15 protein-coding genes are annotated in these 12,573 nt (G+C 64.6%); 9 read left to right on the top strand and 6 right to left on the bottom strand.

The window, feature by feature from the left end; genetic code table 11:
- Positions 1-227: 227 nt before the first annotated feature.
- The 4 genes from garL to gudD all read left to right on the top strand — a co-directional run bounded on the left by garL (position 228) and on the right by gudD (position 5,318).
- The gene (gene garL / locus NCT32_RS13075) at positions 228-1,013 is read left to right on the top strand and encodes a 2-dehydro-3-deoxyglucarate aldolase (RefSeq protein WP_061120289.1); all 786 of its coding nucleotides are present in this window, start codon (positions 228-230) and stop codon (positions 1,011-1,013) included.
- A gap of 44 nt (positions 1,014-1,057) precedes the next feature.
- Positions 1,058-1,966: a 2-hydroxy-3-oxopropionate reductase gene (locus NCT32_RS13070; RefSeq protein WP_409241429.1), complete on the top strand. Its 909-nt coding sequence runs from the start codon at positions 1,058-1,060 to the stop codon at positions 1,964-1,966.
- Between the two features lie 733 nt (positions 1,967-2,699).
- The gene (locus NCT32_RS13065) at positions 2,700-3,947 is read left to right on the top strand and encodes an MFS transporter (RefSeq protein WP_250490398.1); all 1,248 of its coding nucleotides are present in this window, start codon (positions 2,700-2,702) and stop codon (positions 3,945-3,947) included.
- A gap of 30 nt (positions 3,948-3,977) precedes the next feature.
- Positions 3,978-5,318 (top strand): glucarate dehydratase, encoded by a 1,341-nt coding sequence (gene gudD, locus NCT32_RS13060; RefSeq protein WP_250477184.1) that lies wholly within the window; start codon positions 3,978-3,980, stop codon positions 5,316-5,318.
- A gap of 7 nt (positions 5,319-5,325) precedes the next feature.
- On the opposite strand, the gene NCT32_RS13055 is transcribed toward gudD, so the two are convergent.
- The 3 genes from NCT32_RS13055 to NCT32_RS13045 all read right to left on the bottom strand — a co-directional run bounded on the left by NCT32_RS13055 (position 5,326) and on the right by NCT32_RS13045 (position 6,820).
- A complete protein-coding gene (locus tag NCT32_RS13055; RefSeq protein ID WP_250477183.1) occupies positions 5,326-6,144 on the bottom strand; it encodes a DUF72 domain-containing protein in 819 nt (272 codons plus the stop codon).
- A 2-nt stretch (positions 6,145-6,146) separates the two neighbouring features.
- Complete coding sequence (locus NCT32_RS13050) at positions 6,147-6,413, bottom strand: cupin domain-containing protein (protein ID WP_061120295.1); 267 nt, start codon at positions 6,411-6,413, stop codon at positions 6,147-6,149.
- Positions 6,414-6,517: 104 nt separating this feature from the next.
- Entirely contained in the window at positions 6,518-6,820 is a 303-nt protein-coding gene (locus NCT32_RS13045; protein ID WP_143756388.1) for a hypothetical protein, read from the bottom strand.
- A 465-nt stretch (positions 6,821-7,285) separates the two neighbouring features.
- Between NCT32_RS13045 and arsC the strand changes: the two genes are divergently transcribed.
- From arsC to NCT32_RS13030, 3 genes are all read left to right on the top strand, one after another.
- Positions 7,286-7,708: an arsenate reductase (glutaredoxin) gene (gene arsC, locus NCT32_RS13040; RefSeq protein WP_061120297.1), complete on the top strand. Its 423-nt coding sequence runs from the start codon at positions 7,286-7,288 to the stop codon at positions 7,706-7,708.
- Positions 7,709-7,833: 125 nt separating this feature from the next.
- The gene (locus tag NCT32_RS13035; protein WP_061120329.1) at positions 7,834-8,115 is read left to right on the top strand and encodes a hypothetical protein; all 282 of its coding nucleotides are present in this window, start codon (positions 7,834-7,836) and stop codon (positions 8,113-8,115) included.
- Between the two features lie 226 nt (positions 8,116-8,341).
- Positions 8,342-9,523 (top strand): GGDEF domain-containing protein, encoded by a 1,182-nt coding sequence (locus NCT32_RS13030; RefSeq protein WP_250477182.1) that lies wholly within the window; start codon positions 8,342-8,344, stop codon positions 9,521-9,523.
- Here the strand turns inward: NCT32_RS13030 and NCT32_RS13025 are convergent.
- Positions 9,520-10,014 (bottom strand): MgtC/SapB family protein, encoded by a 495-nt coding sequence (locus NCT32_RS13025; protein WP_061120299.1) that lies wholly within the window; start codon positions 10,012-10,014, stop codon positions 9,520-9,522. The genes NCT32_RS13030 and NCT32_RS13025 overlap by 4 nt on opposite strands.
- Before the next feature lie 118 nt (positions 10,015-10,132).
- Between NCT32_RS13025 and NCT32_RS13020 the strand changes: the two genes are divergently transcribed.
- Positions 10,133-10,531, top strand: a complete 399-nt coding sequence (locus tag NCT32_RS13020; RefSeq protein ID WP_061120300.1) for a RidA family protein — start codon at positions 10,133-10,135, stop codon at positions 10,529-10,531.
- A 6-nt stretch (positions 10,532-10,537) separates the two neighbouring features.
- Here NCT32_RS13020 and NCT32_RS13015 read toward each other — a convergent pair whose 3' ends face one another.
- Positions 10,538-11,134: an alpha-ketoglutarate-dependent dioxygenase AlkB gene (locus NCT32_RS13015; protein ID WP_061120330.1), complete on the bottom strand. Its 597-nt coding sequence runs from the start codon at positions 11,132-11,134 to the stop codon at positions 10,538-10,540.
- 182 nt (positions 11,135-11,316) lie between these two features.
- Here NCT32_RS13015 and NCT32_RS13010 point away from each other — a divergent pair, with 182 nt between their 5' ends.
- Positions 11,317-11,718, top strand: a complete 402-nt coding sequence (locus tag NCT32_RS13010; protein ID WP_061120301.1) for a response regulator — start codon at positions 11,317-11,319, stop codon at positions 11,716-11,718.
- Between the two features lie 5 nt (positions 11,719-11,723).
- Here the strand turns inward: NCT32_RS13010 and NCT32_RS13005 are convergent, their stop codons facing one another.
- Positions 11,724-12,530, bottom strand: a complete 807-nt coding sequence (locus NCT32_RS13005) for an endonuclease/exonuclease/phosphatase family protein (RefSeq protein ID WP_061120302.1) — start codon at positions 12,528-12,530, stop codon at positions 11,724-11,726.
- Between the last annotated feature and the right edge of the window lie 43 nt (positions 12,531-12,573).

Genomic DNA, 12,573 nt, shown 5'->3' with positions numbered 1-12,573 from the left:
CTCGTCAATTTAGCCCTTGATGACGATCGACTCGGCTAGAAATAAGACATCGTATAAGATATCGCAGGCGAACACGTGAGACGAAGCCTGTAATACAAGGCGATCAGGGTTAACGCCGCTGTCGCTCAACCGTAAAATGATTGTACCCTGTGTTAAGACGTCCGATGACTAAGCGTTCCCGGACGTGCCGCTTTCCAATCCGATCGCCGTCGCCACAGGGAGGCATCATGCCGTCTTCGTCACCGTATCAACCGCTGCCCAATTCATTCCGAACGTCGCTGCGTGAACGCAAGAAGCTGATCGGCTGCTGGATGTCGCTTGCCAGTCCGGTCGTCACGGAGCTCGTCGGCGTGGTCGGTTTCGACTGGATGCTGCTCGACGCGGAGCACGCGCCGAATGACGCGCTCACGCTCATCCCGCAATTGATGGCGCTGAAAGACAGCGCGAGCGCGCCCGTCGTGCGCCCGCAGGCGAACGATCCCGTCGCGATCAAGAAGCTGCTCGATGCGGGCTTCGTGAATTTCCTGGTCCCGTTCGTCGACAACGCCGCCGAGGCCGAGCGTGCCGTCGCCGCGACGCGTTATCCTCCTCAGGGCATCCGCGGCGTGTCGGTCGGGCATCGCGGCAATCGCTATGGCACGGTTCCGAACTACTTCCAGGTGGCGAACGACAACATCAGCGTCGCGGTGCAGATCGAAAGCCGCGCGGCGGTCGAAGCAATCGACGAAATCATCGCAGTGGAAGGCGTCGACGCGCTGTTCGTCGGCCCGTCGGATCTTGCGGCGTCGTATGGTCACATCGGCAACGCAAACCATCCGGACGTGCAGGCGGTCATCGCACATGTGTTCGAGCGCGCGCACGCGGCAGGCAAGCCGAGCGGCATTCTCGCGCCCGTGCAGGAAGACGCGGAGCGCTATATCGCGCTGGGCTGCACGCTCGTTGCCGTGTGCGCGGATCTCGGCCTGCTCAGGAACGCCGCGCAGGCCGTCAAAAAACACTTCATCCCGGCGTAAGCGCGACACGCGCTATCCTCGACCGGGCAGCCACCGAAATCGACATCAAGGAGCGATACATGCAAAAGGCAGGCTTCATCGGACTGGGCATCATGGGCAATCCCATGGCGGCCAATCTTCTCAAGAACGGCGTTCAGCTCGGGGCATTCACGCGTAGCGGCGTGCCCGCGGACCTGACGGGCGCGGGCGCCACGGCATGCGATTCGCCCGCCGCCGTCGCCGAGAAGGCGGACGTGATCTTCATCATGGTGCCGGATACGCCGGACGTCGAACGCGTGCTGTTCGGCGAGAACGGCGTCGCCAGCAAGCTGAAGAGCGGTCAGGTCGTCGTCGACATGAGCTCGATTTCGCCGATCGCCACGCGCGAGTTCGCGGCGAAAGTGCGCGAGAAGGGCGCCGATTATCTCGACGCGCCCGTGTCCGGCGGCGAAGTCGGCGCGAAGGCCGCTTCGCTCACGATCATGGTCGGCGGCGCGCAGGCCACGTTCGACAAGGTCAAGCCGCTCTTCGACATGATGGGCAAGAACATCTCGCTGATCGGCGAAGTCGGCGCGGGGCAAGTGTGCAAGGTCGCGAATCAGGTGATCGTCGCGGCGACCATCGAGGCGGTCGGCGAGGCATTGCTGCTCGCGTCGAAGGCGGGCGTCGATGCGGAGAAGGTCCGCACCGCGCTGATGGGCGGCTTCGCGTCGTCGCGCATTCTCGAAGTGCACGGCGAGCGCATGACCAAGCGCACCTTCAATCCGGGCTTTCGCATCGAGCTGCATCAGAAGGATTTGAATCTCGCGCTCGCGACGGCGCAAGCGCTCGGCGTCGCACTGCCGAACACGTCGACGTGCATGCAGCTCTTCAACGCGTGCGCCGCGCACGGCGGCAAGGCGTGGGATCACTCGGGCATGGTGCGCGCGCTCGAAATCATGGCCAATCACGAGATCGGTCAGAAAGCGAAGTAATCCGACACGGCCGGCCGCGTGCCGGCAGCATGTTTTCAGCGCCTCTTCTGCGCGCTTCTCGATTCGCGCGAAATGCTCGATCGCGAAGCGCCGCACGTTCTCCGCCGCGGGATTCGTCTGCTCCTCACTCCACGCGAGATCGATGTCCGCGTGCGCATCCGGCGTCCACAGCGGCCGGAACACAACGTCCCTCGAAGCACAAATCCCACGCCGATCGCCACCGATACCACGCGCACGAGCGCGGCGATCGCGTGCGTCTGGTCGATGAAATGCACGCCGCTCGCCGCGAACAATTCCGCGATTCGCTGAACCGCGATGCCATGCACAAAACCGCGCCGCATAACGCCGAGCGCGATCTCGCGCAATGCCAGCGCAACGACACCATCTCCCTTAAGCACGACGCTTTTCATGCGCGGCAAAGCTCGCCGTGACTTGTCCGGTGTCGCCGCGCGCGGCGGTCCGATGACCGTCGCCAATAGTCATCGGACCTCTTAACTCGAACTGGGGCAGACCGGAGGTCGCAAGCGATACGTTGCGCAAACGCCCGTCAGACAAGGCGACACGGGAGAAGGGTAAACACGAGATTGGCGCGATACCACTGTCGCCATACAATGTCATCAGACAACATACCACGCGATCAGTAAAGGAGACACCCTTGAACACAGCCTCCGCCGACTTGCTCGAATCGGCCAGTTCCAAGGTCAAGCGCCACGTGCTGCCCTTGTTTCTCATCATGTTCATCGCGAACTACATCGACCGGGTGAACGTCGGGTTCGTGAACGCCCACATGCAGGCCGATCTCGGCATCGGCGCGGCCGCGTACGGTCTCGGCAGCGGCTTGTTCTTCGTCGGTTACGCGCTTTTCGAAGTGCCGTCGAATGTGCTGATGCAGAAGTACGGCGCGCGCGCGTGGCTCACGCGGATCATGGGGACGTGGGGCATCGTCGCGGCGGCGATGGCGTTCGTCTGGAACGACACGTCGTTCTACGTGCTGCGCTTTCTGCTGGGCATCGCGGAAGCCGGCTTCTTTCCGGGCGTCGTCTACTACTTCACGCAATGGCTGCCGCAGAAGGAGCGCGGCAAGGCGGTCGCGATCTTCCTCGGCGGCTCGGCGTTCGCATCGGTGCTGTCGGGTCCGATCACCGGCAGTCTGCTGTCGATCCGCGGTTTCGGCCTGCACGGCTGGCAGTGGATGTTCCTGATCGAAGGCGGCTTCTCCGTGCTGCTGTGCGGCGCAAGCTGGATGCTGCTGAAATCGCGCATCGGCGATGCGCACTGGCTGAGCGCCAGCGAACAACGCGCGCTGCAACAGGCGATCACGACGGAACAAGCCGAGCGCGAGGCCGCGAGCGGCAGCGCGCACGTGTCCGCGATCAAACTGCTGAAAGACCCGCAGATCGTGCTGTTCTGCTTCCTGTACTTCGCGATCCAGCTCACGATCTACGCGGCCACCTTCTGGCTGCCGACGATCATCCGCAAGATGGGCGGCCTCACCGATTTTCAGGTGGGCCTGTTCAACGCGGTGCCGTGGATGATCGCGATGGTCGCGATGTACTGCTTCGCGCTGCTCTCCGCGCGCTGGCGCTTCCAGCAGGCGTGGCTCGCCGTGGCGCTCGTGATCGCGGCGTGCGGCCTGTTCGCATCGACGACCGGCAACGCGGTGCTCTCGTTCGTCGCGATCTGCTTCTCGGCGATCGGCTTCAAGGCAGCGGCATCGCTGTTCTGGCCGATTCCGCAGGGCTACCTCGATGCGCGCGTCGCGGCCGGCGTGATCGCGCTCATCAACTCGGTCGGCAATCTCGGCGGTTTCTTCGCTCCCGCGACCTTCGGCTATCTTCAACAACATACGGGTTCGGTCTCGGGCGGCCTGTACGGCCTCGGCGTCGCGTCGCTGGTCGCGGCCGCAGCAGCCTTCCTCACGCGCAATCGCCGCTCGGATCACCTGCAGGGCGGGCACGCGGTGCATCGCGGCGCGCACTGAACCATTCGCTCAACTCACAGGATTACGCTCATGTCCACGAAAGCCAGTTCCACTCCGACAGTCACCGAATTGCGCGTCGTGCCGGTTGCCGGCCGCGACAGCATGCTCATGAATCTCTCCGGCGCGCACGGCCCGTTCTTCACGCGCAATATCGTGATCCTGAAGGACAGCGCGGGTAACACGGGCGTGGGCGAAGTGCCGGGCGGCGAGGCCATCCGCAAGACGATCGACGATGCGCGCGCGTATGTCGTCGGGCAATCCATCGGCAACATGCAGGCCGTGCTGAACCGGGTGCGCACGGCGTTCGCCGATCGCGACGCGGGCGGGCGCGGATTGCAAACCTTCGACCTGCGCACGACGATCCACGCCGTCACGGCGCTCGAAGCCGCGCTGCTCGACTTGCTCGGCCAGCATCTCGGGGTGCCCGTCGCGGCGCTGCTCGGCGAAGGCCAGCAACGCGATGAAGTCGAAATGCTCGGCTATCTGTTCTACATCGGCGACCGCAACAAGACGGATCTGGCGTACGCATCCGGCGCGGACGGCAAGGACGACTGGGAGCGCCTGCGCACTGAAGTTGCGCTGACGCCCGAAGCGGTCGTGCGCCTCGCGGAAGCGGCGAAGGCACGTTACGGATTCAACGACTTCAAGCTGAAAGGCGGCGTGCTCGCCGGCGACGCGGAAATGGAAGCGGCCACCGCGCTCGCGGAGCGTTTCCCCGAAGCGCGCGTGACGCTCGATCCGAACGGCGCATGGTCGCTCGCCGAAGCGATCCGCCTGTGCCGCGACAAGCACGACGTGCTGGCTTACGCGGAAGATCCGTGCGGCGCGGAGAACGGTTATTCGGGCCGCGAAGTGATGGCCGAATTCCGCCGCGCGACCGGCCTGCCTACCGCGACCAACATGATCGCGACAGACTGGCGCCAGATGGGTCACGCGATCCAGTTGCAATCCGTCGACATTCCGCTCGCCGACCCGCACTTCTGGACGATGCAGGGCTCGGTGCGCGTCGCGCAGATGTGCAACGACTGGGGCCTCACGTGGGGCTCGCACTCGAACAATCACTTCGACGTGTCGCTGGCGATGTTCACGCACGTCGCCGCTGCCGCGCCGGGCAAGATCACGGCCATCGACACGCACTGGATCTGGCAGGACGGCCAGCGTCTCACGCGCGATCCGCTGCAGATCGTCGGCGGCAAGGTGAAGGTGCCCGAAGTGCCGGGCCTCGGCGTCGAGCTGGACATGGACGAAGTGGAGAAGGCGCACGCGCTGTATCAGCAGCACGGCCTCGGCGCGCGCGATGACGGCGTCGCGATGCAGTATCTGATCCCGAACTGGAAGTTCGACAACAAGAAGCCTTGCCTCGTGCGCTGAGGCGCTTCTATTCCTTCAAACGGTCGATGAGCGCGATCGCCGCGGCGGGATTGCGCTCCTTGAACCCGCTGATGACGTAGAGAAACACGTCGCGCGACGCCGCTTTCGGCGCCGCCGCCTTGCCGAACGTCTGCAAGTCGTCCGGCGAGCCGCCCGCGGCCCACGTTTTCGCGCGCTCGGTCCATTGATCGAGCGCCGCTTTCGCATAGCCCTGTGCCTGCTTGTCCGTCGTGCCCATGATGCGCGCATAGACGAACGGTGCGGTCACATCCGCGATCTGCGGATACTTCGAGTCCCCCGCGATCACCACCGCGACGCGATACTTGCGCGCGAGCGCGACGAATGCCGGATCGCAGAAGCTCTCGTGACGGACTTCAATCGCGTGCCGAATCGCGCGTCCTTCGACTTTCGCGGGCAGCAGTTCGAGAAAGCGCTCGAAATCCTCGGGGTCGAACTTCTTGGTCGGCGCGAATTGCCAGTTGATCGGACCGAGCTTGTCCTTCAGTTCGAGCACGCCGCTGCCGAAAAAGCGCTCGATCGTGTCGCCGGCTTCGGCGAGCACACGGCGATTCGTCGCGTAGCGCGGCGCCTTGAGCGAAAACACGAAATCATCGGGTGTTTCGTCGCGCCATTTGATGAACGTCGCGGGCTTCTGCGAACCGTAGAACGTGCCGTTCACTTCGATGCTCGTGAGCGCGCGGCTCGCGTATTCGAGCTCGCGCTTCTGCGCCAGGTCTTCGGGATAAAACGTGCCGCGCCACGGCTCGTATGTCCATCCGCCGACGCCGATGCGGATACGTGCGCTCTTGCCTTTGGAGACGGCCATCGTTACTTGCGCCCGACGAGATACGTTACGCCCTCGGGCCCGTACTGCTCCGCGTGCTCGATGTTCGTGGCGAGATGGAAGATATCGCCCGGGCGATAGGTGTTCGCGACGTCGCCGGTGCGGATCGTGACGTCGCCTTCGAGAATCAGCGCCTTGGCTTCGAACGGATGTGCGTGGACATCGAGTGAGCCGTTCGGCTCGCGCGTCACCGTGACGACTTCGTCGAAACCTTCGCTGGAAAGAAGTGCGAGAAATTCGTCGCGGTGCATGATGCCGTTCCGTGAAAAAAGGGATGGCGCGCCCGCTCGTTTCGAACGGACGCGCGTGGGTCATGCACGGATGCTAACGCAGTTGAAACGGCTTCGTTGCCCGCTCAGTTGCCGAAGAAGATGTTGCATTGCGGCCCGCGCGTGCAGGGCTTCGATGCGGCGCTGTCCATCGTGCCCATCGTGGTGGCGCCCGCCGCGCCGCGCGTCATCGGCGAGCCGCCGTAGGACGTGTCGGCCGGCTGATCCTGCATCGCGCTTTGCTGAGGCGCGCCCGGATCGGTCCAGGTATCGGCGGTGGCCTGTCCAGGCACTTGCGCGGTGCGATAGTAGGTCTGCTGGGCCGAGGCGAGGCCCGCAGTGGCGAGTAACGAGGCGGCGAGCACCGCCATGGCGACACGTGATTTCATGTTGACTCCTTGATCGGAAGGCGCGCTCGCGGCAAGCCGCGCAACGCTGTTCGCTGATTGGGATCGTTGCCCCGCACGGAGCGTGCCACGTGAGCTGCTGGTGCAAAGCGTGGCGCGCCGGCCGGACGGACATCGGCGCCGGTTCCCGGCGTGGCTGCGTTGTGCCGTGGCCGGTTTCCCGAACTTGTTGGTGTGCGATCCACGCATGGCATCTCGCCGATGCGATGCAGACGGAGCGCCGGTGCGCTTGCCGGCGAATGGGACCCGCGGGTCCGCAGAAGACGCATGCCGCGCTGCACCTTTCGTTATAGGCCGCAGATGTCTGAATGAACAGCACAATCGAGTGTGCATCCCGGATACAGGCGCACGCGTGACGCGAGGCTGTCCGTCGCGTCATCGCGGCTTCGGTTTTAGAATGCGAGGCGTGCCATCACGCTCACTCACGAACGCAGGGACATCGCGACAATGACCGTCACCATCTATCACAACCCGAAGTGCGGAACCTCCCGCAACACGCTTGCACTGATCCGCAACGCGGGCATCGAGCCGACTGTGATCGAGTACCTGACGCATCCGCCGAGCCGCGACGCGCTCGTCGCGCTGATCGCGCGCGCGGGTCTTTCGGTGCGCGACGCCCTGCGCGAAAAAGGCACGCCGTATGCCGAGCTCGGCCTCGACGATCCTAGCCTCACCGACGATCAACTCCTCGACGCGATGCTCGCGCATCCGATCCTCATCAACCGGCCATTCGTCGAAACGCCGAAGGGTGCGCGCTTGTGCCGTCCGTCGGAACTGGTGCTCGACATCCTGCCCGAGGCGCAGAAGGGGCCGTTCACGAAGGAGGACGGCGAAGTCGTCATCGACGCTTCCGGCAAGCGCGTGCGCTAGACCACATTCGCAATTGCTGACCGTTACCTGACGTTACCTTTCTGGCAAACCCGTTGCACCTGTATCCGGCATCGCTTCCTAGACTGCACTCACTCACAGAGCACTCGGTGCAAGGAGAAAGCGACATGAAGAAGAAACTTCTCGGAACGGCTATCGGGCTGGCGGGGATCGTGGCCCTTGCAATGTCGGCATCGGCGAATGCGCACGTCGATGTGGCGGTGGGCGTGGGCGTGCCGGTGTACGCGCAGCCCGCGGTGCCGGTCGGCTACTACGGATACGGCTATGGAGACGGCTACCGTCGCGATGACTGGCGCGAGCGCGAATGGCGCCGTCACGAATGGCGCGAGCGCCGCTGGCATCACGAGATGCGTCGCGAGGAGCGCTGGCGCGAGCGTCATGGTTGGTAAGGCGCGGGGAATCGCGTGATCGAACGCGGCGGGCCGCAAGGCTGCGCCGCGTTTTTGCTTTCTAGGTGCGACGGCGCGCCGCACGTCCGGCCTTCAAGGTGCGCCCGTTCGTGCCGTAAACGCGTGGGCAATGTCGGATACTCGTGCTTCTTTTCGCCGCGCATCCTCTCACCGAAAACACCGCCTTCCTTCAGCACGAGCGATATCCCCGCCCACTTTTTCAGCGATGTTCAGTCCCGTCAGCATTCTCGTCGTCACCGCGCTATCGAGCATTCTCTCGATACTGGTGCTGATTTCGCTGCTCTCGCATGCGATCGCGGGCGTGCGGCGCTGGCTTCTGGCGAACGTCATCGCAATCGTCTCGCTCGTGCTCTTCGCCATGCAGAACGTCGCGCCTGCGTGGCTCGGCATCGTCGCGGCGAACCAGTTGCTCGCCGCGACGATCCTGCTCATCTACGAAGGCTGCAACGATTTCTTCGATGTGCGCATGCGTCCCGCGCAGCGCTGGACGGGCTGGATCATGTGGCTCGGCGTGATGGCGGGCATCGCGTACTTCACCTATGTCGTGCCCGATGTGCACGTGCGCGTGGTGATCGTGTCGGCGTTTCATGCCGCCTGCGATCTCGCGATTGCCGGCCGCGTGCTGCTGGAGCGTCCGAAAGAGCGGCCGCGCTACAACTATCTGTTCGTCGCGGGCGCCGCCGCGCTCGGCGCGCTCGGCCATACGGTGCGCGGCGCGATCTACGCCGTGAAGCCGCCCGCGCAGACCGCGCTGCTGCAGCCCGGGCCGATGCAGATCACGTTCCTCGCGCTCGGCATTCTCGTGCTGCCGTCGCTGTGCATCGGCCTCGTGATGATGGCGCACGACCGGCTCGCGCAACGGCTCGAACGCCTCGCGCGCATCGACGACCTCACCGGCGCGCTGTCGAGAAAAGCCTTCCTGGCCTCGGCGGCAGAGAGTCTCGCGCGTGCCGGGCAGGGCGGACATGACGGCTGTTGCGAGTACGTCGCGGTCGTCGACATCGATCACTTCAAGAGCGTCAACGACCGCTACGGTCACGCGGCGGGTGACGAAGTGCTGCGTCATTTTTCGTCGATCGTGCGGGCGCGCATGCGCAATGGCGATTCATTCGGGCGCATCGGCGGCGAGGAGTTTTGTCTTTTTTGCACGGCCGAGCATATCGAGGATGTCACCGCGCTCGTCGAGCGTCTGCGCAGAACGGTCGAAGCGACGCCGTGCGAGGTGCCAGGCGGCGTGCTGCATTACACCTTCAGCGCGGGCATCGCGATGTGGGACGGCCGCGAGCCGCTCGCGTCGATGATGGCGCGCGCCGACGGCCTGCTCTATGCCGCGAAGATGGCGGGCCGCAATCGCGTGAAGGCGCCCGTCGCCGGGGCGCTCGTTTAAATTTCTTCGACTTCGCCGTACTTTTCGCGCTCGTCTTCCGGCTTGTTCATCCAGCGCCGCAGAAGCCGCTTCTCGACGACGCGCCCGATCGTCATGAGCGCGATCATCAGAATCATCGCGATGAACGCGACGCTCCACACGCCCAGCCCGCAGACGATGCCGACGGCCGCCGTCACCCAGATCGACGCCGCCGTGGTCAGCCCGCGCACGCGGTTCTCGCGCGGATTCTGCAGGATCACGCCCGCGCCGAGAAAGCCGACGCCGGTCACGATGCCCTGCACGGCGCGGGAGACGCCGGCATCGTCGGAGGGCGTCATCGAGAAACCTTGCGCGCACATTGTCGCGATGCACGCGCCGAGCGACACGAGCCCGAGCGTCTTCATGCCGGTCGGTTTGCCGTGCAGATCGCGGTCGATGCCGATGATGCAGCCGATCAGCATCGCGGCCAGCATGCGCAAGACAGCGTCGGCGAGAACGGGGTAGGGAAGCATCGGGTGTGAGAAGGTAACCGTAAGCCGCATCATCTTCGCACGGGCCGAAACACGCGCGCAATTTTGGCGCGCTAACGTGCCGGTTTCGGACGATACGAAATCAAAACGAGGAGAGGATGTGAGCCAGTTGCCCAAATTCACGATGGTCGATGCCGCGCCGACGCCCGTCGGCCCTTTCTCGCACGCGGCGGAAGCTGACGGCTGGGTGTTCCTCACCGGTCAGATGCCGACCGATCCGAGCGACGACGGCGCGCCGCTGCCCGAAGGCGTCGCCGCGCAGACGCGCCGCGTGATGGATAACCTGATTCTCGTGCTGAACGGCGTGGGGCTGACGCTCGACAACGTGGTCAGCGTGCGGATCTTCCTGACCGAGTTCAAGCGCGACTACGACGCGATGAACGCCGTGTATCGGTCGTACTTCCTGCCGAAGCCGCTGCCGGCGCGCACGTGCATCGGCGTGACGGGCCTTGCGCGCGATGCGCTCGTCGAGATCGATTTCGTCGCCAAACGTCCGTAGGCGATTTCATTTGCGCTTCGACGCATCGACCCAGCGGAAGGTGAGATTGATGCGCTCGCCGCGCGCGCCCGGCTCCTTCGGCACGCGATGCACCCATTCCTGCTGCGTGCGTCCGCGCATCACGAGCAGGCTGCCGTGCGTGAGCGCGAGCGTGTGCGTGGTGTGCGTGCGCGCGTGACGGAACTCGAACGTGCGCGTCGCGCCCAGACTCACCGATGCGATCACCGGCTCGGGGCCGAGTTCGCGTTCCTTGTCGGCATGCCAGCCCATGCTGTCGAGCCCGCCGCGATAGCGATTCAGCAGCACGCTGTTGAAGCGCGCACCGCACGCGGTTTCGGCGCGCTCGCGCAGGTTCGCGACCGCGGGCGTCCACGGCTGCGGCAGGTTGCGGATGCCCGAATAGACATACACCGCGTCCGGCTCGCCTTGCCACGCGGTCAGACGCGGCAGCGGCACTCGGCCGCCGGGCGTCGTCATCGTGTCCTGCTGCCAGCCGACTTCCGCGATGAGCGCGCCCATCAGATCGGAGGCTTCGTCGGCGTCGATCCAATCCGGATGCCACACGATGTCGGGCTTGGGAATGTCGTCGAAAAGATCGAACATGGCGGCGGTGCGAGAACGGCGGCGGATGAAGTATTCACGATAGCAGAGCCTTCGCGCGCCGTATTGCGGGTTCATTATCTTGAACGCGGACACGCTGTGCTACATTTCCCGAATCATCTCAATAAAGTCGGGCGCGGGTCGGAAATACCGGTTTCGCGCGGCGACGACTCACGGGGAAATGCATGAACACCACCGCCGAAGCAAGCGGCGGCGCGGCGCAAGGCCGCCGCGTTCTGCTCGTCGACGACAGCGACGATGCGGCGCTTGCCATGTCGATGCTGCTCGAAGCGCTCGGCCACGAAGTGCGTACGGAGCATGACGGCCCGCGCGCGCTCGCATCGATCGATGATTTCAAACCCGATGTGGTCGTGCTCGATATCGGCTTGCCGGGCATGAGCGGATTCGACGTCGCGCGCGAAATGAGAAAGCGCGACGCGACCAAAAGTGTGTTGCTGCTCGCGCTGACGGGCTGGGGCAGCGAGGCCGACCGTCAGAGCGCGCTCGACGCGGGCTTCGATCATCATCTGACGAAGCCCGTCGCCATCGACGCGCTGGAAGCGCTGCTCGCCGGACCGCGAGCGTAAGTCCCTTATTCCACGCGCAGCCGCGCCATGTACGGCAGGTGATCCGAGAGCCACGCCGTGTCCTGCGTCGGCACAAGCCATTCGACCGGTTTCAGTCCGCGCACGAACATTTTGTCGAGCGCGAGCGCAGGCGAAAACGCCGGGAACGTGCGGCCGGATTCGCCGAGCATCGTCGCCACTTCGTGCATGCCGAGTTCACCGAAAAGCGGCACGGAGTCGTTGCGCCAGTCGTTGAAATCGCCCGCGAGCATGAGCGGACCTTCGGGCGCTTCCTTCGCGATCCAGTGGGCGATCCAGTTCATCTGACGCAGCCGCGCCTGACGCGTCAGCGCGAGATGCGCGCACAGCAGCGTGATCGCCTGACCGGCGAACGTCGCGCGCGCGACCAGTAGCCCACGCTTTTCGAAACGATGCGCGGAGATGTCCCAGCGCCCGGAGAGATCGAGCGGATGCGGCGAAAGAATCGCGTTGCCGTGCCGCCACGATGGCTTGAACACGTTCGGCCCGAGCGCGATCTGCAACTCGAGCGCAGTCGCGATCTCGGTCGCCTGGCAATGCCAGACATCGTCGAGCGGCGCATTGAGCGGATTGCCGAAGCCGCTGGCGAGCACGGGCTGCGGCATGCGCCGCGCCATCGCTTCCTGGAGAAAATAGACGTCGGCGTTGGTGGTCTGAACCCACCGCTGCATCGCTGTCCAGGCGCGCAAGCCGAGGGGCGAACGGCCCTTGTGCAGATTCCAGCTCACCGCCGTGAAATCCGGCGTGGCCGAATGAGCGGACGGACCTGGCGGAAGATGTTCTGGGTTTCGCATGCGTTCTTTGATCTTGAGCGGCGGCTTTCTGGAGTCTATGTCA

This window comes from Caballeronia sp. INML2 (assembly GCF_023631365.1).
GTDB lineage: Bacteria > Pseudomonadota > Gammaproteobacteria > Burkholderiales > Burkholderiaceae > Caballeronia > Caballeronia turbans.
The sequence above is the reverse complement of the archived record's forward strand: the minus strand, read 5'-3'. Positions and strand labels throughout refer to the sequence as shown.

Coding starts and splice junctions, on each gene's coding strand:
- gudD (WP_250477184.1), top strand. CDS start 3,978: ATGTCCACGAAAGCCAGTTCCACTCCGACAGTCACCGAATTGCGCGTC.
- NCT32_RS13015 (WP_061120330.1), bottom strand. CDS start 11,134: ATGTTCGATCTTTTCGACGACATTCCCAAGCCCGACATCGTGTGGCAT.
- NCT32_RS13005 (WP_061120302.1), bottom strand. CDS start 12,530: ATGCGAAACCCAGAACATCTTCCGCCAGGTCCGTCCGCTCATTCGGCC.
- NCT32_RS13065 (WP_250490398.1), top strand. CDS start 2,700: ATGTTCATCGCGAACTACATCGACCGGGTGAACGTCGGGTTCGTGAAC.
- garL (WP_061120289.1), top strand. CDS start 228: ATGCCGTCTTCGTCACCGTATCAACCGCTGCCCAATTCATTCCGAACG.
- NCT32_RS13010 (WP_061120301.1), top strand. CDS start 11,317: ATGAACACCACCGCCGAAGCAAGCGGCGGCGCGGCGCAAGGCCGCCGC.
- NCT32_RS13045 (WP_143756388.1), bottom strand. CDS start 6,820: ATGAAATCACGTGTCGCCATGGCGGTGCTCGCCGCCTCGTTACTCGCC.
- NCT32_RS13050 (WP_061120295.1), bottom strand. CDS start 6,413: ATGCACCGCGACGAATTTCTCGCACTTCTTTCCAGCGAAGGTTTCGAC.
- NCT32_RS13030 (WP_250477182.1), top strand. CDS start 8,342: ATGTTCAGTCCCGTCAGCATTCTCGTCGTCACCGCGCTATCGAGCATT.
- NCT32_RS13035 (WP_061120329.1), top strand. CDS start 7,834: ATGAAGAAGAAACTTCTCGGAACGGCTATCGGGCTGGCGGGGATCGTG.
- arsC (WP_061120297.1), top strand. CDS start 7,286: ATGACCGTCACCATCTATCACAACCCGAAGTGCGGAACCTCCCGCAAC.
- NCT32_RS13025 (WP_061120299.1), bottom strand. CDS start 10,014: ATGCTTCCCTACCCCGTTCTCGCCGACGCTGTCTTGCGCATGCTGGCC.
- NCT32_RS13055 (WP_250477183.1), bottom strand. CDS start 6,144: ATGGCCGTCTCCAAAGGCAAGAGCGCACGTATCCGCATCGGCGTCGGC.